Source organism: uncultured Ilumatobacter sp., from assembly GCF_963980585.1.
Lineage (GTDB): Bacteria > Actinomycetota > Acidimicrobiia > Acidimicrobiales > Ilumatobacteraceae > Ilumatobacter_A.
Genome location: NZ_CAXCAM010000050.1, coordinates 1 through 18,468, shown reverse-complemented (window position 1 = coordinate 18,468; position 18,468 = coordinate 1). Strand labels below are relative to the sequence as shown.

General features: G+C 63.2%; 22 protein-coding genes and 1 pseudogene. 18 read left to right on the top strand and 5 right to left on the bottom strand.

All coding sequences use genetic code 11. The annotated features are described in order from the left end of the window. The coding region (locus ACH2DW_RS13260) for an ATP-dependent DNA ligase (protein WP_394930220.1) at window positions 1-804 on the bottom strand (804 nt) is incomplete at its 3' end. Window positions 805-854: 50 nt separating this feature from the next. Here ACH2DW_RS13260 and ACH2DW_RS13255 point away from each other — a divergent pair. Genes ACH2DW_RS13255 through ACH2DW_RS13235 form a run of 5 tightly spaced genes read left to right on the top strand, consistent with a single transcriptional unit; the run spans window position 855 to window position 5,090 of the window. Next, on the top strand, window positions 855-2,396 hold the full coding sequence (locus ACH2DW_RS13255; protein ID WP_394930221.1) for an acyl-CoA carboxylase subunit beta: 1,542 nt from the start codon (window positions 855-857) through the stop codon (window positions 2,394-2,396). Window positions 2,397-2,409: 13 nt separating this feature from the next. After that, window positions 2,410-3,156 carry an RDD family protein gene (locus ACH2DW_RS13250; protein WP_394930219.1) on the top strand — a complete coding sequence of 249 codons (747 nt, stop codon included), beginning with the start codon at window positions 2,410-2,412 and terminating at the stop codon, window positions 3,154-3,156. Window positions 3,157-3,166: 10 nt separating this feature from the next. Next, window positions 3,167-3,367 (top strand): hypothetical protein, encoded by a 201-nt coding sequence (locus ACH2DW_RS13245; protein ID WP_394930218.1) that lies wholly within the window; start codon window positions 3,167-3,169, stop codon window positions 3,365-3,367. Between the two features lie 40 nt (window positions 3,368-3,407). After that, entirely contained in the window at window positions 3,408-4,061 is a 654-nt protein-coding gene (locus tag ACH2DW_RS13240; protein ID WP_394930217.1) for an RDD family protein, read from the top strand. Between the two features lie 15 nt (window positions 4,062-4,076). Beyond that, complete coding sequence (locus tag ACH2DW_RS13235) at window positions 4,077-5,090, top strand: metallophosphoesterase family protein (RefSeq protein ID WP_394930216.1); 1,014 nt, start codon at window positions 4,077-4,079, stop codon at window positions 5,088-5,090. 95 nt (window positions 5,091-5,185) lie between these two features. On the opposite strand, the gene ACH2DW_RS13230 is transcribed toward ACH2DW_RS13235, so the two are convergent. Further along, window positions 5,186-5,467 (bottom strand): hypothetical protein, encoded by a 282-nt coding sequence (locus ACH2DW_RS13230; RefSeq protein WP_394930215.1) that lies wholly within the window; start codon window positions 5,465-5,467, stop codon window positions 5,186-5,188. 103 nt (window positions 5,468-5,570) lie between these two features. Between ACH2DW_RS13230 and ACH2DW_RS13225 the strand changes: the two genes are divergently transcribed. Next, a complete protein-coding gene (locus ACH2DW_RS13225) occupies window positions 5,571-6,065 on the top strand; it encodes a hypothetical protein (protein ID WP_394930214.1) in 495 nt (164 codons plus the stop codon). Here the strand turns inward: ACH2DW_RS13225 and ACH2DW_RS13220 are convergent. From ACH2DW_RS13220 to ACH2DW_RS13210, 3 genes are all read right to left on the bottom strand, one after another. After that, entirely contained in the window at window positions 6,055-6,915 is an 861-nt protein-coding gene (locus ACH2DW_RS13220) for an NAD(P)-dependent oxidoreductase (RefSeq protein WP_394930213.1), read from the bottom strand. The genes ACH2DW_RS13225 and ACH2DW_RS13220 overlap by 11 nt on opposite strands. Before the next feature lie 20 nt (window positions 6,916-6,935). After that, a complete protein-coding gene (locus ACH2DW_RS13215; protein ID WP_394930212.1) occupies window positions 6,936-8,198 on the bottom strand; it encodes a geranylgeranyl reductase family protein in 1,263 nt (420 codons plus the stop codon). 86 nt (window positions 8,199-8,284) lie between these two features. Then, window positions 8,285-9,154 carry a c-type cytochrome gene (locus ACH2DW_RS13210; protein WP_394930211.1) on the bottom strand — a complete coding sequence of 290 codons (870 nt, stop codon included), beginning with the start codon at window positions 9,152-9,154 and terminating at the stop codon, window positions 8,285-8,287. A gap of 338 nt (window positions 9,155-9,492) precedes the next feature. Between ACH2DW_RS13210 and ACH2DW_RS13205 the strand changes: the two genes are divergently transcribed. The 12 genes and pseudogenes from ACH2DW_RS13205 to ACH2DW_RS13150 form a co-directional block, all read left to right on the top strand. After that, entirely contained in the window at window positions 9,493-9,969 is a 477-nt protein-coding gene (locus tag ACH2DW_RS13205) for a hypothetical protein (RefSeq protein WP_394930210.1), read from the top strand. Window positions 9,970-10,082: 113 nt separating this feature from the next. Further along, window positions 10,083-10,496 carry a DUF362 domain-containing protein gene (locus tag ACH2DW_RS13200; RefSeq protein ID WP_394930209.1) on the top strand — a complete coding sequence of 138 codons (414 nt, stop codon included), beginning with the start codon at window positions 10,083-10,085 and terminating at the stop codon, window positions 10,494-10,496. A gap of 9 nt (window positions 10,497-10,505) precedes the next feature. Next, a complete protein-coding gene (gene extP / locus ACH2DW_RS13195) occupies window positions 10,506-11,291 on the top strand; it encodes a selenite/tellurite reduction operon b-type cytochrome ExtP (protein WP_394930208.1) in 786 nt (261 codons plus the stop codon). 93 nt (window positions 11,292-11,384) lie between these two features. Beyond that, window positions 11,385-12,164, top strand: a complete 780-nt coding sequence (locus tag ACH2DW_RS13190; protein WP_394930207.1) for a menaquinol-cytochrome c reductase cytochrome b subunit — start codon at window positions 11,385-11,387, stop codon at window positions 12,162-12,164. A gap of 77 nt (window positions 12,165-12,241) precedes the next feature. Then, a complete protein-coding gene (locus tag ACH2DW_RS13185) occupies window positions 12,242-13,138 on the top strand; it encodes a ubiquinol-cytochrome c reductase iron-sulfur subunit (protein WP_394930206.1) in 897 nt (298 codons plus the stop codon). Further along, complete coding sequence (locus ACH2DW_RS13180; protein WP_394930205.1) at window positions 13,138-14,256, top strand: c-type cytochrome; 1,119 nt, start codon at window positions 13,138-13,140, stop codon at window positions 14,254-14,256. The genes ACH2DW_RS13185 and ACH2DW_RS13180 overlap by 1 nt, the downstream gene beginning before the upstream one ends. Further along, window positions 14,253-15,077: a hypothetical protein gene (locus tag ACH2DW_RS13175; RefSeq protein ID WP_394930204.1), complete on the top strand. Its 825-nt coding sequence runs from the start codon at window positions 14,253-14,255 to the stop codon at window positions 15,075-15,077. Before ACH2DW_RS13180 ends, ACH2DW_RS13175 begins: the two co-directional genes overlap by 4 nt. Window positions 15,078-15,080: 3 nt before the next feature. Continuing rightward, window positions 15,081-15,569: an NADH-quinone oxidoreductase subunit A gene (locus tag ACH2DW_RS13170; RefSeq protein ID WP_394930203.1), complete on the top strand. Its 489-nt coding sequence runs from the start codon at window positions 15,081-15,083 to the stop codon at window positions 15,567-15,569. Between the two features lie 127 nt (window positions 15,570-15,696). Beyond that, window positions 15,697-16,114, top strand: a pseudogene (locus tag ACH2DW_RS13165) (NADH-quinone oxidoreductase subunit B); the annotation flags it as partial. A gap of 106 nt (window positions 16,115-16,220) precedes the next feature. After that, entirely contained in the window at window positions 16,221-16,742 is a 522-nt protein-coding gene (locus ACH2DW_RS13160; RefSeq protein WP_394930202.1) for an NADH-quinone oxidoreductase subunit C, read from the top strand. Further along, window positions 16,742-18,199 (top strand): NADH-quinone oxidoreductase subunit D, encoded by a 1,458-nt coding sequence (locus ACH2DW_RS13155; protein WP_394930201.1) that lies wholly within the window; start codon window positions 16,742-16,744, stop codon window positions 18,197-18,199. Before ACH2DW_RS13160 ends, ACH2DW_RS13155 begins: the two co-directional genes overlap by 1 nt. Before the next feature lie 49 nt (window positions 18,200-18,248). After that, a partial coding sequence (locus ACH2DW_RS13150; protein WP_394930200.1) for a hypothetical protein occupies window positions 18,249-18,468 on the top strand: 220 nt, incomplete at its 3' end.

Genomic DNA, 18,468 nt, shown 5'->3' with positions numbered 1-18,468 from the left:
GTCACCACCACCAACGTCACCACCACCAACGTCACCACCACCAACGTCACCACCAGCACCGTCACCACCACCGTCGAAGAGGCCGAGCAGCAGTGAGCCGACTCCGTTGCCATCCTTGTGCACCCGGTAGCCCGGCACTGCGCACAGCGCAGTTCGCTGATGCTTGACCTTGACCAGCGCGCGCTTGCCCGGCTCGTAGGTGCCGTGCGCAGGCTTGGCAATAATGCCATCGAGCCCCGCCCCCTCGAAGCGGGCGAACCAGTCGTTGGCAATCGACCGGTCAGTGGTGGCCGGAGTGAGGTGGACGACACCGTTCGGCGCGAGCGCATCGACGAGCAGCGCGCGTCGCTCGGTCATTGGACGGTCGAGGAACGATTGATTGTCGCAGGCCAAGATGTCGAACGCGACGAACGCAGCGGGGGTCTCGGCTGCCAGCCGGTCAATCCGCGACTTTGCCGGATGGATCCGTTGCAGCAATCCATCGAAGTCGAGTCCGTTGCCCGCCACGTCGGCGACGACGATCTCGCCATCGATGATGCATCGGGCCGGCAACGCATCAAGGAGTGGCTGGGTCAATTCGGGGAAGTATCTCCCGAGTGGCTTGAGATTTCGACTGACCAGTTCGAGCCGATCACCGTCGCGAAAGACGACGCAGCGGAACCCGTCCCACTTCGGTTCGAAGATCCATCCGTCCCCGTCAGGGATCTTGCGTGCCAATTTCGCCAGCATCGGCTTGACGGGCGGCTGGATGGGAAGGTCGAACGCCACGTCTGCAGGTGCTCCTGACCCCGACGATTCATCCATGTGTGCATTCTTGCTTGTCGCACGGTCGCGCTAGGTTTCCGACCGTGAGCATGCAGGAAAAATTGGACGATCTCGCCGGGCGCCGCGAGGACGCACACAACGCTGGATCCCAACGGTCGATCGACCGCCAATACGAGAAGGGCAAGATGCTCGCTCGTGAGCGCATCGACTACTTCCTCGACGACGGCTCATTCCACGAACTCGACCTCCTTGCTCGCCACCGTGCCCAGGCATCGGGCCTCGAGGAGCGTCCGTACACCGACGGTGTGATCACGGGCTGGGGCACCGTCGACGGCCGCAAGGTGTTCGTGTTCTCCCAGGACTTCACCGTCTTCGGCGGCGCGCTCGGCGAAGTGTTCGCCGAGAAGATCCACAAGCTGATGGACCTGTCGCTGAAGGTCGGCGCACCGCTGATCGGCCTGAACGACGGCGCCGGCGCGCGCATCCAAGAGGGCGTGGTCAGCCTCGCGAGTTACGGAGGCATCTTCCACCGCAACGTGCGCGCCTCGGGCGTCGTGCCGCAAATTTCTGTCATCCTCGGCCCATGCGCCGGCGGGGCCGTCTACTCCCCGGCCATGACCGACTTCATCTTCATGGTCCGCGAGACCAGCCACATGTTCATCACCGGCCCTGACGTCGTCAAGACCGTCACCGGCGAAGACGTCACCCTGGAAGAGTTGGGTGGTGCAATGAGCCACGCAAGCAAGTCAGGCGTGGCCACGTTCGTCGCCGACGACGAAAAGTCCTGTCTCGACGACGTCCGCTTCCTGCTGTCCTTCCTCCCGGCAAACAACCTCGAAGAGCCCCCAGCCGAGGACTGCACCGACGACCCCGACCGAGACTGCCCCGAGCTGCGCGACATCCTGCCGGACAGCCCGAACCTGCCGTACGACATGATCGACGTCGTTCGTACCTGCGTCGACGACGGCGAGTTCTTCGAGTACTTCCCGCACTTTGCCAAATCGATCATCTGTGGCTTCGCCCGCATCGACGGTCGACCGGTCGGCGTCGTCGGTAATCAGCCGAAGGTTCTTGCCGGTGTCCTCGACATCGAGTCAGCTGAGAAAGCTGCTCGCTTCGTCCGCACCTGCGATGCGTTCAACATTCCGCTCATCACCTTCGTTGACGTGCCTGGCTTCCTGCCCGGTGTCGACCAGGAGTACGGCGGCATCATTCGCCACGGCGCCAAGCTGCTCTACGCCTACTGCGAGGCCACGGTGCCGCGCATCTCGGTCATCACCCGCAAGGCGTACGGCGGCGCGTACGTCGTGATGGACTCGAAGTCGATTGGCTCCGATCTCGCCTTCGCGTGGCCAACCGCCGAGCTGGCCGTGATGGGCCCGCAAGGTGCCGTTGAAATCGTGTACCGACGTGAACTGCAGCAGGCTGCCGACCCGGCTGCGCGGCGTGCCGAACTCGTCGCCGACTACACCGAAAAGTACGCCAACCCATACGCGGCCGCCGAGCGCGGTTATGTCGACGATGTGATCGACCCCGCTGACACACGGCGCAAGCTCGTCGCCGGACTGCGAATGCTGTCGACCAAGCGTGAGGAACTCCCGAGGCGCAAGCACGGCAACGTGCCACTGTGATCCGCTCAGGTTCATGAACAAGCCGGTGTCGTCGTCGCTCCCTCCGCCACCTGCTCCTCATCCAACTGGCGGTCCGCCGCCGCCGCCGCCACCGTCGTCAAGGCAACTGCCGCCGCCTGCGCCGCGAATCACGTCGTCCGACCTGAGCGATCTCCTCGGACAACTCGGTGACGGGACGCACGGCACAGACGGCACGCACGGCAGAGAGGTCGAACCGAGCGCGGCACGCAGCGATCCCCGCGACTTCGAACGCCCGAGGGCTGCCGCAACTGCGGTGATGGAATCGACAGGGACCATCAATTTCGATCCCGATCTTGCATCATTTGCCAGCCGTGCTGGCGGCTGGATGATCGACACGGTCATCACGACGCTCGCACTGCTCCCGGGGCTGCTCCTCTTGCTCGCCGGGTCCGGCATCGCACGGCTCCTCGCCCTGCCGCTCCTCGGGCTTGGGCTTGTGCTCGTCGCGTGGTCGTACACCGTTGCCGTTGCCCAGCATGGACAGTGGGTCGGCAACCGTCTCATGTCGACCACCGTGGTGAATGCGACGAATGGAGAGTTCGTCGATCGGCCGCACGCGTTCACGCGGTTCATCGTGCGCGCCGTGTTCTCCCCGATCTTCTTCGCAGGATTTGTGTTGGCATTCACCAACACGTCACGACGCACTTTCCATGATCAGACCGCCGAGACCGTGGTGATTCGACCGCGTCGCGCCAGTTGGTCAATCGACGAGGAGGGCGCGGAGAGCAATGGCACGTAGTGTGGCAACTGTGAGTGTGCCGTTCAGCGTGTCCGGGTCAACCGTCCCCACCGACGAAGAAGCTGCCGCGATCATGGCAGCGACCGAGGCACTGTGGCCGCGTGCGAGCGTGCTCGGCCCTGTCGCTGAGCCACGCAACACCGCGTGGCGGTTCAGCAGTCGGTCATGGGCGCGTCCGCTCCCGGTCCGTCGCCTGCGCCCCTGGCGCTGAGAGGCCAGCCGATCGGCGGCTGGTCTGGAACAATGGACAGATGACCGCTCCAATGGATCCACCGCCGCCGCCATCCGGATCAACCCCGCCACCGCCGCCGCCATCCGGATCGACCCCGCCGCCGCCCCCACCACCGTTGAGTGGCGGAGCACCTCCACCGCCGGCATACGGCGCAGCACCTCCGCCCGGATACCAGGCGTACTCGCCAAGTCCAATCGACGGCCACGAGCGCGCTGGCTTCGGGTCGCGCTTGGGTGGCTACTTGCTCGATGGCCTCCTGTATGGCCTGCTCATCGCTGCCTTCGCCATCCCCGGCGGCATCATCATCGGCAGCGCGTTCAGTAACTGCGTGAGCATCGGCGACGACGTCGTGTGCCCTGCTGGTGAGCCCAACGGAGGTCAGATCGCGCTCGGCGGGTTGCTGATCGCGGTCGGCTTCATCGTCGTCATCGTGTTGTACATCAGAGCGCTGGGCACGACAGGCCAGACCTGGGGCCGCAAGATCGCCGGCGTCAAGGTCGTCGGGGAACTGACCGGTGAGCCCATCGGGATCGGCAAGGCGCTCGGGCGTCAACTGTTTGCGTCGTTCATCTCGGGCCAGATCTTCTACCTCGGCTACCTGTGGATGCTGTGGGACGACAAGAAGCAGACGTGGCACGACAAGATCGTCAGTTCCGTCGTGATCAAGGTCTGAAGTTCTTCAACTGAAATGACCACCATCACCACCGTCGCCGATGACCTGATCGTGGCGCACGAGGGCACTCGAGTCGAGCGGCTCGAAGGGCTGGACCCCGACACCCAATACACCGTCGATGGCACCGTGGCCCGCACGCTGGCACGCCCGCCGGGCCAGCTGCTGGCACGCATCGCCACGGTCAACGACCTGCACTTCGGTGAACTGGAAGCCGGCCGTCTCGATGAGCACTCGACGGGGCCGGTGCAGCGAGTGCCGGATGGGGCCGAGCCGTACCCCGAGGTGATGAACCGAACGGCAGCGACGGAAATGCTCGCCATCGATCCCGTCGCGGTCATCGTGAAGGGTGACCTGTCAGTCGATGGGCGTCCCGAGGAATGGGCGGCGTTCGAAGCGTGCTACCGCGAGCCGTTTGGTAAACGACTGCACGTCGTGCGCGGCAATCACGACAGCTACCACCGCCAACAGCACTACGCCGGTGACTCGGTGATCGAGGTCGACGGACTGACGGTCGCATTGCTCGACACAACGATTCCGGGCGAGACCACCGGTCGGCTCGACCCTGAGCAGATCGATTGGCTCGACGCGGTGTGTGCCGCAAGCGACCAACCGGTGATGGCAATGGGACATCACCAACAATGGGTTGGTCAGCAGGGTGGTCGACGCAGCGACACGTACTTTGGACTGCATCCAGATGGCAGCGACCTGCTCGACCAACTGGCTGTCCGGCGTACCGATCTCATCGCATATACGGCTGGTCACACTCATCGCCACCGAGTGCGGATGATGAACGAGTCGCGTATTCCGACGATCGAGATCGGCTGCACCAAGGACTTTCCGGGAACATGGGCCGAGTACCGAGTGTACGAGGGCGGTGTGATGCAGGTCGTCCACCGCATGTCATCGCCAGAGGCATTGGATTGGAGTGAGTCGTGCCGCACGCTCTACGCCGCAGACGGTGTCGACTACGCGACGTATGCCCTCGGGCCATTGCACGAGCGTTGCTTCAACGTCGCCCTCCGATCCTGATCTGGCCGAGGTCCGTGCTCTCAGTTGCGGCCGGCGGTCACCGCAGCATGCAGGTCACCGTCGGTATGTGGTCGCTCGCTCTGGCATCTGCACCCTCATGAGACGAGCAGTCCAATGGCACAGGGTGCGAGGCCCAGGCCCACCAGTTGGTGCGACCGGATTCGTTTCTTGTTGATGATCCTGGGGAGCAGAACCGCGACCACCGGGTAGAGGGCGGCGAGCGCAGCGCCAACGCTGAGCAGTCCGATCCGGGCGGAAATGACAAAGAAGACGGCCGCCGCTGCGTCGAGCAGGCCGGCCAGCACCACAGTCATCCGGGACCCACGCTCGGGCAACAATGCCGTGGTGCTCGCCAGGGCGATCAGCGTGAACATCACGATTGGTACAGCGTGTCATCGGCCTTCGACGACAACGGAGCCGTCTCCCAACGTGCCATTGGGCCCTTTCGGAGCATCACGGGCCGCGACGTAGCGTGACAGCGTGGCCTTCACCTTGAGATTTCACAGTCAGCAACACCCCCGAGTCAGCAACGTTCGGCCCGGGACGACTCACAAGCGAATCACACGATCCGCGTTGCTGCTGGCATCCCTCCCGCTGGTGATGCTCTCGGCCTGCGGATCTGACGACACCGACGACGACTCCATCGATGCGTTGTCGCCCGACGATGTCTCGCAAACCGTCCAGTTCACGGCCACTGAGTACGAGTTCGGTGCCGATGCCTCGACCACAATCGTTGCTGGTGAGGTCGTCCGGTTCCGGCTGACCAACGTCGGCGAACTCGATCACGAGATGCGCGTGCTCGATGAAAATGGCCGCCTGATCGATCAGATCGAGCGGCTCGCGCCGGGCGCATCCGGCGATGTCCTGCTGCAGTTCGAGAGCGCAGGTCAATATCAGCTGATCTGCGACATCGACGATCACCTCACTCGCGGCCAGCGAGCGATCTTCTCAATCGAGGAACCGGTCAGCGATTGATCGTGCCGGCGGGAGTTCGGCCGGCACCAAGTTCGGCAACGCTGGCAGCGATCACCGGTGCTGCGGTCACCGGGTCAGAACGGCCCGCAACATGGGGAGTCACGACCACCTTGGGGTGACGCCACAGCGGCGAGTCGGCCTCGAGCGGCTCAGAGTCGAACACGTCGAGCACCGCCGCGCGCAGCTCGCCGTCGAGTGCTCCGATCAACGCCGCGGTGTCCACCGTGGCGCCGCGGCCAACGTTGATCAATACCCCATCACCGAGTGCGGTCAGTTCAGGCGCGCCGATGATGCCCCGGGTGGCATCGCTGAGCGGAACGAGATCGACCACCACGTCGCAGTCTCGGAAGAAGTCCTCGAGCGGACGATCGTGGGCCGAACGCGACCATCCCACCGTGGCAAATCCATGCCCGGCACACGTCGACAGGACGGTGCTGCCGATCGCGCCCGCGCCGAGGACGCCGACCGTGAACTCGCGGGCGAAGATCGGTGTCAATTCACTCCGCCAGGTCGCCGTCGCTTGCATTGCGGCGTAGCGGTCGAAGTCGCGCTGGAAGTGAATGACCCAACTGAGGACGTAGAGCGCGATGTCGTCGGCCATCGCCGGATCAATCAAGCGCACGACCGGGACATCCGGCAGGCTGCTGAGCTCAAGGTGGTCGTAGCCCGCACCCAACATGAGGATCGCCTCGAGGTTGGTGTACGTCGTTAACCGCTGAGTCGGGAGTCGCCACATCGCCACGTGGGTGACGGAGTCGGGTGCGACCTCGGCGGTGACATGACGCACGTCGAAGTGGGGGAGTGCCGCAGCGAGATGAGCGACCCACGCGCCGTCATCGATTCCCTCCACCACCATCACGCTCACCTCGGCTACCAGCTCGGCGCGAACTTCGCCGCGAGCGACGCCAGGCGATATGCCCGTTCCGCTCCGCCGGCGGTGTTGTCGTCGCGGAGTGCGTTCGTCGCGATGCGAAGTACCGCACCCATGGTCGCGTCACTGCGTGTCGCGAGACGCAGCGCCGGTTTCAAGATGGCAGGCCGTCCGAGGAATCGTGCAGAGAGCCGGCCGACCTTGCGGTATGCCTCGACTTCTTCGGCAACGACGACGGGATACCGCTGCAACGTGGTCGAGTTGCCAGTGGTCAGCGCCTCGTCCAACACGTCGGCAGCAAGACGGCCGCCCATCAACGCTGCATCGATGCCATCACCACTGAACGGATTGGCCGCCCCCGCTGCATCGCCGACGACCAAGAACGTGGGCCCCATCTTCGGGCCGACCGACCCGCCGATGGGCAACCGGAGACGCGTCGGGGGTTTGAGCGACTGAGTCGGGTCGAGGCCCCAATCCGCCGCGACATGTTCAGAGAACGCGGTCAACAGCTTGAGTGTGTTGAGACCCTTGATGTCGCGATAGCTCGACAGAACGCCGACGCCGACGTTGACGTTGCCGTCTCCCATCGGTGTCACCCATCCGTACCCGGCGACTGGGTTGCCGTGCGGATCGGAGAGGCCGAGCGAGGTCTCAACCCAGGCGTCGCGGTGGCGTGGCGATGAAAAATAGGTGCGCGCTGCAATCGCGTACGGCCAACGGCGTTGGCGACTTGTACCGAGCACTCGACCGAATCGACTGCTTGCACCATCGGCAACGACAATGAACCGAGCGGTCACGTTGCGGACCGTGCCGTCGACCAGCGTCATCATGGCGCCGCGTACAAACCCGCGATCCGAGATCGGCGCCGTGGCTTCGTGGCCCATCAAGACGGTTGCGCCGGCGTCTCGAGCACGGCGGCGGAGTTGTTCGTCAAGCGTGTCGCGGCGGATGACCACGGCATGGTCCGGCATGTCGTGGTGTTCGGGCCAAGGAGCATCCGCACGTTGGCGTCTGTACACCATCCGGACGCCCTGAATTGCGTGGCCGCCGAACGACATCGGGTCGATATCGAGCCGGCTGAGCTCAGCGACAGCACGCGGTGACAGCAGATCACCGCACGACTTGTGACGGCCTTCGGCGCGCTTCTCGACGAGGGTGACGTCGTGGCCCGCGTGCGCAAGTCGCGCTGCGACGGCGGACCCCGCCGGGCCGCCACCGATGACGAGGACGTCGGTGGAGAGAGGATCAGCGCTCAGGGGCATCGATGACAGTCTGGCCGGACGCGACCTTCATCGTGACGCATGACGAACGCATCTTGTTCATTGCGCACGCCGTACGGCGTGCGGGTTCACTCGCCAGAGGCGCCAGGCCGACCGGCAACGGGAGCCGGACCGACCGGAACGACGATCACGGTTTCGCCGTTGACGTCGAACTCTTCTGCTTCTTCCAGAGCGAGGAGATCGAGTTCGCCGGATTCGACTGCTTCGAACACCGGGGCCTCGCCTGAGCACCATGCTTCATACTCCGCTGCGTACTCTTCGCTGGTCGGGTCGGCGCCGCCCAGCGTGTAGCGCTCGTGGCAGATCACTTCGACGATTTCGTAGGCGGACAGCTGTCCGCCAAATCCAGGCATGACACCTTGTTCGCCGGTGAGATGCGGGCCACCCTCGCGATCGGGATTGCCATAGACCTCAACGCCGGCAAGGTTGTACTGCTCGGTGCCGTAGTACACGTAGCGAACCTGGTCCTCGATGTTGGGGAAGGTCTTGAGGACTTCGCCCTCGGTGAAGGCGTAGCCGACGCCGCCACCGCCACCGCCGCCATGGCAACTGGCGCAGTTGCCGTAGATTTCGGCACCGGCCGCGAGTGGCCCCTCAGAAACTTCGCCGCCTTCGGTCAAGGCCCGGACGTACACGAAGCCCCAGACCGGCATCAGCGACAGCGTCGCCATTGCCCAGAACGGCACCTTGCGACGCTGCTTGGCGGCGACGACGTAATGCGGGTCCGGCTTGGCCGGCTTCGGTGCTGCGGGTTCGGCGGATGCGGTTCGCCCGGCCGGACCGCTCGGTGGCGGTGGTGCCGCAGCCGGCGTTGCCGATGCTGACTTCTCGACCGCTGTTGCCGGAGCGTCTGCAGCGGGGGCTGCATCGCCACCCTGACCAATCGCGTCGCGCCGTTCGCGCGACCGCTTCAGGAGATGTTCGGGGATCTCAGTCACTGTGCAGATGATAGATGGACAAGACCCGCTCGCGTGAATCCATCCGCAATCTCTCTGTGTTCGTGAGGTGTGACTCTGGTCGGCGCTCGATCGCACGTCGGGCCGTGTCGAACCATACGGTCCGAACTCCCGAGTTCGTGCACTTTCGCACAACCTGGCGCGCGCGTCACACTTGCGTGCCAGACTTCTCTCAAGCTTCTCGGGTGAGTAAGGTTCGTGATTGGATTCACGAGTGACCTTGCGGCGCTCGTGTTCCAGACAACGAACTGATGGCGCCAGCTGACCGGCGCTCGAATGACTTCTCGAAACAACCAGACGAAACGGATGCAACAACTGCGATGATCGCCATTGATGTCTTGAAATGGCCTGGTGTCAACCAGGCGTTCATCGTGTCTCTTGTGGCGGCCCTCGGCCTGTCGCTGGCAGTCATTCCGTATGGAAAGCGCCGCCCGCAGGGCAAGTCGGTCACCTGGGGCGAGGCAATGATTGGGAGCACGTATGCGTTTGGAGTGCTCTTCTTGACCTACGGCATCCTGCCGCACCAGTGGATTGACCACGCTGACAAGAACCTCGGGTGGAGCAAAGACAAGCTGCTGATCGGCTGGGGAGGTTTCCTCAAGCCTGTATCGCAAGGCGGTTGGAACCCGATCACATTGCAGTACGAGGCGCTCCGCGACATCGTTGTGGTGTTGCTCCACGCCGTTTTCTTCGGTCTGAACATCTTCCTCGCTGTCTGGTGGCAGAACCGCTACAAGGAAACCCAGACCGCACTGCCCACGTCCACCTACGGTCGTCCCCTGGTCAAGAAGGCCTGACCGACGATGCCTGCTCCCCGATTCGACGCACGGACCGTCTCTGCACTGTCTGACGTGATCGATCTCCCGAACGCAACCCTGGAGCGCAGCCTGCGTGGCTGCGAGACGCAGTAATGGCCAAGACTGACGCCAATCCGCCGATGATGCCGTTCACTGACGATTACTCGTTGGTGGAAGTCGACGCCGACTACCTGAGCAAGGCCGTCAAGCCAAAGCAGTTCATTCACATCGACCAAACCGAGTGCATTGCCTGTGAGGGCTGCGTCGACATCTGTCCGTGGAAGTGCATCCACATGGTCAACACGTCGGCAGTGTCCGAAGCCATCGGAACCGAGCAGCCGGGGACGGACCCGTCCGATGCCTTCATGTTCACGATCGACGACGACATCTGCACGCGCTGCGCACTCTGCGTCGACCGCTGCCCGACCGGGGTCATCATCCTCGGCAAAGCCGGTGCCGCGACGGCAGCCGGCGACTATCACATGCGTACCAACAACCATGGCTACGGCTATGGGATGAGGCTCTGAGAGAGATTCATGTCAAAGACGATTGACGATAAACCACGCCCAACGGTGAAGGACCGCCTCAACTCGGCGGTCGATGCAACGCAGGGCAGCCAGGCCTGGAGTTCGATCTTCCGCCCGGGTTCGATCTTCCGGAAGGGCTACACCGACAGCCCGCGTAACCGCAGCTACGTCATTATGAACTCGGTGCTGTACCACTTGCACCCCGTCAAGGTGAAGCGCCACGCGGTGAAGGTCAGCTACACACTCTGCCTCGGCGGTTTGAGTTTCTTCCTTTTCATCCTGCTCACGGTGACCGGCATCTTCTTGATGTTCTTCTACCGTCCGGAAGCAACGGCGGCCTGGAACGACATCCAGAACCTCCAGACCTCGGTCACCTTCGGTCTGCTGGTCAGAAACATGCACAGATGGGGAGCCCACTTGATGGTGCTTGCCGTGTTCTTGCACATGGCCCGCGTGTTCTACCACGGCGCCTACAAGCCGCCCCGTGAGTTCAACTGGGTGATCGGCGTGATCTTGCTGACCTTGACACTGCTGCTGTCGTTCACCGGCTACTTGTTGCCGTGGGATCAGTTGGCGCTTTGGGCGGTCACCGTGGGTACGAACATGATGGGCTACACGCCAGTGTTCGGAAACGAGGTCAGATTCGTCTTGCTTGGTGGTGCCGAAATCGGCTCCGAAACGCTGCTGCGATGGTATGTGCTGCACGTGTTGTTCCTGCCGTTCGTCATCGTGATCTTCATGGCGATCCACTTCTGGCGGGTGCGTAAAGACGGCGGTATTTCGGGTCCGTTGTGATCTGAACTACGGCCCGTTGAGAATTCCGATGTTGAATGTCTGTACGAGAGAGCGAGAGCCAATGACTGAGCCAAAGAATGAGGTGGTGACCTCATGACCGAGATCCCCGAACATCTGCTCAAGCGGGCCCAGGCGGCCCGCGAGAAGTCAGCTGAACCTGCCGCCGAGCCGGCAGCAGAGCCGGCCGCCGCGCCTGCCGGCGATTCGCGTATTCCCGAAGCACTCCTCAAGCGCAGCCAGGCGGCCAAAGCGTCCAAGGCTGGCGGCGAAGCAGACGCAGCCGAAACCGGTGGTGGCGTTGCGCTTGCCGAGAAGGTCGGCGCCGTTGTCGCGGCGGCACCCGCCGCTGCTGGCGTGCCCGTTGGTGGAGGCCCGGGGGGTCACACCCAGCGGCTCCTCACCGTCGTCAAGTCGGGCTCGATTCAAGACGTGAAGGCAACACCCGTGGACAAGGTCCACACCTGGCCGCATCTGCTCGCAGCGGAGTTCGTTGCGGCGCTCGCCTGCACCGCATTTACGTTCATCTTCTCGATCTTTGTCAACGCACCGTTGCTCCAGCTCGCGAACACGAACGCCACGCCGAACCCGTCGAAGGCGCCCTGGTACTTCCTCGGTCTGCAGGAACTTCTCACGATGTTCCACCCGATGGTGGCTGGCGTGACACTGCCCGGCGTCGGCATCATTTTCTTGATCCTCACGCCGTATCTCGACCGCAACCCGTCGAACAAGCCCGAGGATCGCAAGTTCGTCATCTCGATCATGACCGTGCACCTGATGTTCTGGGCCGTGCTCGTGATGATCGGTTCGTTCTTCCGTGGCCCCGGCTTCAACTTCGTGTTGCCATGGGTCGACGGCCTGTTCTTCGAGCTCTGAGTAGCTCGACCTCCATCCAAACGGCTCACTGAGACGAATAAAGAAGTAGTAGAGAGACAGCAAAGGAGTACCCCCCCATGAGTACCGCAGCAGTCATAACCATCGCCATCGGCGCCGTCGTCGTGCTCGGCGCCATTTCGTTCCTCACCCTCGCCCGTCGATCCGACGTGCGCGGTGCAGGGGCGTTGTCCGGCGAAGCCGTCAAGCGTGACACAACGCGTCGGAACGAGGCCAAGAAGCAAGGCCGTATCGCCGCCGAAGAAGCAGCGACCCGCACGGCCGCCGACGCCGAAGCAGAGGGTGTCGAAGCCCGAACGCCGAGCAAAGAGCTGGTCAGCGTCGGTGCCGAGGACAACAGCCTCGTGCCGTGGACACCGCCGGACCCCGAGGCCATCGGTGTCTCGCGTCGGCAGTTCTTCAACCGCGCCACGGTCACTCTGATGAGCGCCGGAATTGGTGCCTTCGCTGCGGCGGCCTTCGTTGGCTTCCTCTGGCCGTCTGGTACCGGTGGTTTCGGCGGCGCCGTTGGCGTGGGCAAGCTCGGAGCCATCAAGGCCGGCATCAAGCAGGGCGGTGGATTCTTCTACGTGCCTGAGGCCAAGTCATGGATCACGGCCTATCCAGCCGAAGCTTTGCCAGCTGCCGAGACGATCTATCCGGAGAACGTCCTTGTTGCGATGCGCCAGGGAATCGTTGTCCTCAGCCAGAAGTGCCCGCACCTCGGCTGTCGAGTACCTGAATGTAAGACAAGCCAGTGGTTCGAGTGCCAGTGCCACGGTTCGCAATACAACCGGGTCGGCGAGAAGAAGGGCGGCCCCGCCCCGCGCGGCATGGACCGTTTCCCAGCGACCATTTCACCCACCGAGGACGTCACCATCGACACGGGTACGACCGTCACGGGTCCCGCGATCGGTGTGAACACCACCGGCCAAGAAGCAGAGGGCCCGCACTGCACGGGCGGAGACGAACACTGATGACGCCTGTCCTTTCCGCTGCGCTGTCGACTCCGGTGATGCTCGGCTCCACCACCACCAATATCGCTGTGCTCAGCGTCGTGATCATCGCCATCGGATGGGTGGTGTACGGCATCTTCAATGTGGTCGCCGGCCGCAAGGAAGTCGGCTCGGAAATCGAGCTTGCTGCCAACCGCAAGGAGTACTACGACGACGAGACCCTCGAAGGCTCTCGCCTCGAACGGGTCCAACTGTTCGGCGTGCTCTTGCTCGTCCTCATCGTGATCGGGCTCCCGGTTGTCTGGATCCTCGAGCCTGGTCGCCAAGAAGGCGCGGCGCTCGGCTGGAACAACCGTTATGCCAGCTGGGGTTCGCAGCTGTTCGCCCCGACTGCCGAGGGCGGCTTCAACTGCGCTGGGTGCCACGGTGGCATGGGCGCCGTCGGCGGCGAAGCGCCGTTCACCGTGACCGACCAGCTCACCGGTGAGATCACCGCAGTGAACTGGAAGGCTCCTGCCCTCAACACCATCTACTACCGGTTTGACGTAGACGAAGTTCGGTTCATTCTGAACTACGGCCGGCCGTTCTCACCGATGTCGCCGTGGGGACTCATCGGCGGCGGTCCGATGAACACTCAGCAAATCGACAACGTGCTCGAGTATCTGAAATCGATCCAGCTGCCGCGCACCGAGTGTGGGCCTGGTGAGGTCGAAGCTGCTGATTTCTACGGTCAGGAACTCTGCCAGAGCGGCACGGTGCCGACGGATATCGCCGACGACATTCAGGCATCAATCGACGCCGCTGTCGCATCAGGCGAAGCAAGCAGCACTGGTGAAGCAATCTTCAACCTCGAGCTGGGCTCGGGCGCATACAGCTGCGCACGCTGCCACACGCAAGGTTGGAGCTACGGCGATCCAGGCGAGACCGGTCAGGGCGCCTACGGGTGGAACCTCACCGGTGGCTCAACCAACAGCCATTTCAACAACGAGTCGGACATGATCGAGTTCATCAAGAACGGCTCCGAGTTCGGCAAGGTCTATGGCAACCAAGGCCAAGGCAGTGGACGTATGCCAGGATTCGGGGCATTGCTCACCGATGAGCAAATTGAAGCCGTCGTCGAATACGTACGGAGTTTGTGAGCAACATGTCGCTGTTGGCAATTGGATGGGAGCCAGAACTTCGCGGTTTGCTCACCGTCATCATGGGTGTCGTCGTGCTGATGGGCAGCATCTACATGATCTTGGCGACCAACATCGGGTCGCGCCTGTCGTTCTTGGTGACGCTCACCGGTCTGATGGGCTGGATGATGCTGATGGGCCTGACCTGGTGGATTTACGGCATCGGTCTCAAGGGGCCTGAGCCGTCATGGGCCGCGATTCCCGGTCGGACCATCATTCAGGACGTGCCAGCACTGCGCTCAGCAGGTGCCCTCGAGTCGTTGCCGAATGGCTACGAAGACGCTGATCCGGGCGAACTGCACGAGCTCGTGGCCGAAGAGTTCCTCTCCGAGGGATATATCCGGATCGACCAGGACAACCCGGCCTACGGCCAGGCACAGGCCGCGGCGAGCGAGTTCATCGAAGAAGATGGCGCGCTCACCGCCGGGCAGTACGAAGTCACCGATGTGTTCGATGTTGGCGGCGAGCGCTATCCGCTCATTGCGAACAACGAATCGCTCGACTTCGTGGCGTTCTTCCACACGCCGCACTACACCGTGGTCGAAGTCTCCCCGTTGGTGCCGGTGCGGACCGAGCCCGGTCGAGCGCCCGCTACGGCCGAGATCGACGACGAGGCGCAGAAGCAGTACGTGTACATGGTTCGCGATCTCGGTGCCAAACGTCAACCGGCTGTGGTCCTCACCATCGGCGGCGGCGCGATCTTCCTCGCACTGTGCTACCTCCTGCATCGCCGTGAGCGAATCTTGAAGCACAACCTCTCCTCCGCAGTCGCGACGGCCTGACCCATGGGGCAGTACCTACCCGTCGTGATGCTGATGATCCTGGCGATCATCTTTGGGGGGCTGAGCTTCACGGCATCGCGTCTCCTTGCACCGCGTCGGCCCTCGACGGCCAAAGAGGCGCCGTACGAGTGCGGCATTGTGCCGACACGTGAGCCCCCAGAGCGCTTCCCGGTCAGCTTCTACATCGTTGCGATGTTGTTCATCATGTTCGACATCGAAATCATCTTCGTGTACCCGTATGCGGTCAACCGTGACGGTCTCGGGTACTACGGCTTCTGGGCGATCCTCGCGTTCTCGGTGATCTTCTTCCTCACCTTCGTGTACGAAGTGGCCCGGGGCGGCCTCGACTGGGGCCCAATCCAGAAGTACCGCAGTCTCGAGGCTGACGCCGCCATGGTGTCGCCCGAACGCACGGCCGCTTCGACGATCCGTCGGGTCGGTGCCGAGGGACGACTTCCCGATGGCGACAGCTCCGGCATCGAAGCCGCGTAACCTCCCCATAGCAGACCCAGGGACTCACCAGACCCTGACATCCAGCCGCACTTCGTAAGGGAATCACAACATGGGCATCGTCAACGATGTGCTCGACGATGGACTCGGCGGGCTCACACACAACGTCATCACCGGCAAGGTCGAAGACCTGGTCAATTGGTCGCGCTCACGCTCGTCGTGGCCGGCCTCTTTCGGGCTGGCTTGCTGCGCAATCGAGATGATGGCCACGGGAGCCGCGCACTACGACATTTCGCGCTTTGGCATGGAAGTGTTCCGCGCGTCGCCGCGTCAGGCCGACATTATGATCGTCGCCGGACGCGTGAGCCAGAAGATGGCACCGGTGCTCCGTCAGGTGTACGACCAGATGATGGAGCCCAAGTGGGTCATCTCGATGGGCGTCTGCGCGAGCTCGGGTGGCATGTTCAACAATTACGCCATCGTGCAAGGCGTCGACCAGATCGTTCCGGTCGATGTCTATGCCCCGGGTTGCCCGCCGACGCCAGAAACGCTGATCCACGCGATCGAGACACTGCATGGGCTGATCGAGACCAACGAGATCATGAAGCGCCGTGCCGAGACCGGTGCCGGCGCCAACGTGCACGTGGAACACATCGAAGGTGGCACCACGCCCGTCCTGCTCGGAGTCAAGGGATGAGCGACGATCAGACCGCCGCCGAGACTCCTGACGCGGCGGAGGATGCAACGCCCATGATCCACGGCTGCCCGGTCAGTGACTCCCTCGGCCAAGAAGTCATCCACGCGTCCGTCGAGCAGTATCTCGACGTCGTCAAGGCGCTCGACGACGAGGGCTACACGATGTGCGTCGATCTCTGTGGCGTCGACTACCTCGACTTCATGGGGCGATCGCTGCCCGACGGCATCGGCGCGGAGCGCTTCGAAGTGGTCGTCAACCTGCTTGACCTCAGCAATCGTCGACGCACTCGCATCCGCGTGCAGGTGCCCGAGGCTGCGCCGGTCGTGGCTTCGTTGTTCGATCTGTACCCCGGCACTGAAGCCATGGAACGCGAGTGCTTCGACATGTTCGGCATCGAGTTTGCCGATCATCCGGACCTCACGCGCATCCTCATGCCCGAGGACTGGGACGGGCACCCGCTGCGCAAGGACTATGAAGTGGGCCGCATCCCGGTTCAGTTCAAGGGAGCGAACGCCTGATGAGCATCACCGACGACGCTGAGACAGCCACGAACTCCGACGAGCTCACGCCAACGACGTTGACCGGAGCCGAAGTTGCCGCCGCCGGTATCGACCTCGCCGTCGAGACACCAGACCCCGGCACGAACTATCACCTGTTCGTTGCCGGCACCGACGAAGGGGCGCAAACCCTCAAGCCCCGCAGCCAAACCACTGCGCGTGAGCTCATGCGCGAGGTCGGTTCCGTCCTGCGCATGAGCGAGGCCGAAGCCGCCAACCTCGGCGAGCTTCCCGAGGACCCCGAAGAAGATCAGACGATGATCATCAACATGGGTCCCCAGCACCCATCGACGCACGGCGTGCTCCGGTTGATGCTCGAATTACAGGGCGAGACCGTTCTGCGATGCAAGCCGATCATCGGCTACCTCCACACCGGCATGGAGAAGACCGGCGAGCAGCTCACCTACATGCAGGGCGGGACGAACGTCACGCGCATGGACTACTTGAGCCCGCTCAACAACGAGCTTGTGTTCTCGATGGCGACCGAAAAATTGCTCGGAATCGACGGCGACATTCCCGAGCGAGCCGTGTGGATTCGCATGCTGCTGTCTGAGCTCAACCGCATGTCGAGCCATCTGCTGTTCATGGCGACCAACGGGATGGACCTCGGCGCCGTATCGATGATGATTTACGGCTGGCGTGAGCGCGAAGAGGTGTTGCGGTTCTTCCAAGAGGTCACTGGCCTCCGCATGAATCACAACTACATCCGTCCGGGTGGCCTCGCAGCCGATCTTCCGGCCGGTTGGCGTGATGGCGTCCTGCGAATTCTCGATCTCCTGCCGCCTCGTCTCGATGAGTACGACACGTTGATGACCGGTCAGCCGATCTGGCGGGAACGTCTGCAAGGCGTCGGTGTCATCACGCCGAGCGAAGCGCTTGCACTCGGGGCAACCGGGCCCATCTTGCGTTCCACCGGTGTCGAGTGGGACCTCCGCCGCGATCAGCCGTACATGCACTACGACGAACTCGACTTCGACGTCGTCGTCGGCTCGTACGGCGATGCATTCGACCGGTACGCAATCCGGCTCGCCGAGATCCGTGAGTCGATGGAACTGGTCCGCCAGATTGTCGAGCGCATCCCGGAGGGCGACTACCGGATTCAGAACAAGAAGGTGACCCCGCCGCCGCGGGCTCGGATCGACGAGTCGATGGAAGCGCTCATTCACCACTTCAAGATCTTCACCGAGGGCTTCAAAGTGCCCGAGGGCGAGGTGTACGTCGCGCTCGAGAGCCCGCGCGGTGAGCTGGGCTGCTACATCGCGTCCGACGGTGGACCAAACCCGTATCGCATTCACATGCGCGATTCGTCGTTCGTCAACATCCAGTGCCTGCCGCACATGATGCGCGGCGGACTGGTCGCCGATGCGGTGGCCATCATCTCCTCGGTTGATCCGGTGCTCGGCGGCGTCGACCGATGAAGCACGTCATGTTTGCCGCGCGGATGGTCCTGAAAGTCGGCGTCGACCGATGACACCCCGTTCCGTTGCTCGGGGCACGGCCGCGCTCGTCGCGCTGGTCGTGTTCGGTGCTGCCTGCTCGGCTGGCGATGATGTCGCTGGGGTCAGCGTTCTCACCGACACCGCCGACACTGGATCTGCCAACTCCGCCGTCGTGGAGACCGCTGTGCCAGCGCCGACCGACATCGAATCAGCCGACACCGAATCAGCCGACACCGAATCAGCCGACA

Coding starts and splice junctions, on each gene's coding strand:
- ACH2DW_RS13255 (WP_394930221.1), top strand. CDS start 855: ATGCAGGAAAAATTGGACGATCTCGCCGGGCGCCGCGAGGACGCACAC.
- ACH2DW_RS13250 (WP_394930219.1), top strand. CDS start 2,410: ATGAACAAGCCGGTGTCGTCGTCGCTCCCTCCGCCACCTGCTCCTCAT.
- ACH2DW_RS13240 (WP_394930217.1), top strand. CDS start 3,408: ATGACCGCTCCAATGGATCCACCGCCGCCGCCATCCGGATCAACCCCG.
- ACH2DW_RS13235 (WP_394930216.1), top strand. CDS start 4,077: ATGACCACCATCACCACCGTCGCCGATGACCTGATCGTGGCGCACGAG.
- ACH2DW_RS13215 (WP_394930212.1), bottom strand. CDS start 8,198: ATGCCCCTGAGCGCTGATCCTCTCTCCACCGACGTCCTCGTCATCGGT.
- ACH2DW_RS13205 (WP_394930210.1), top strand. CDS start 9,493: ATGATCGCCATTGATGTCTTGAAATGGCCTGGTGTCAACCAGGCGTTC.
- ACH2DW_RS13200 (WP_394930209.1), top strand. CDS start 10,083: ATGGCCAAGACTGACGCCAATCCGCCGATGATGCCGTTCACTGACGAT.
- extP (WP_394930208.1), top strand. CDS start 10,506: ATGTCAAAGACGATTGACGATAAACCACGCCCAACGGTGAAGGACCGC.
- ACH2DW_RS13190 (WP_394930207.1), top strand. CDS start 11,385: ATGACCGAGATCCCCGAACATCTGCTCAAGCGGGCCCAGGCGGCCCGC.
- ACH2DW_RS13185 (WP_394930206.1), top strand. CDS start 12,242: ATGAGTACCGCAGCAGTCATAACCATCGCCATCGGCGCCGTCGTCGTG.
- ACH2DW_RS13180 (WP_394930205.1), top strand. CDS start 13,138: ATGACGCCTGTCCTTTCCGCTGCGCTGTCGACTCCGGTGATGCTCGGC.
- ACH2DW_RS13170 (WP_394930203.1), top strand. CDS start 15,081: ATGGGGCAGTACCTACCCGTCGTGATGCTGATGATCCTGGCGATCATC.
- ACH2DW_RS13160 (WP_394930202.1), top strand. CDS start 16,221: ATGAGCGACGATCAGACCGCCGCCGAGACTCCTGACGCGGCGGAGGAT.
- ACH2DW_RS13155 (WP_394930201.1), top strand. CDS start 16,742: ATGAGCATCACCGACGACGCTGAGACAGCCACGAACTCCGACGAGCTC.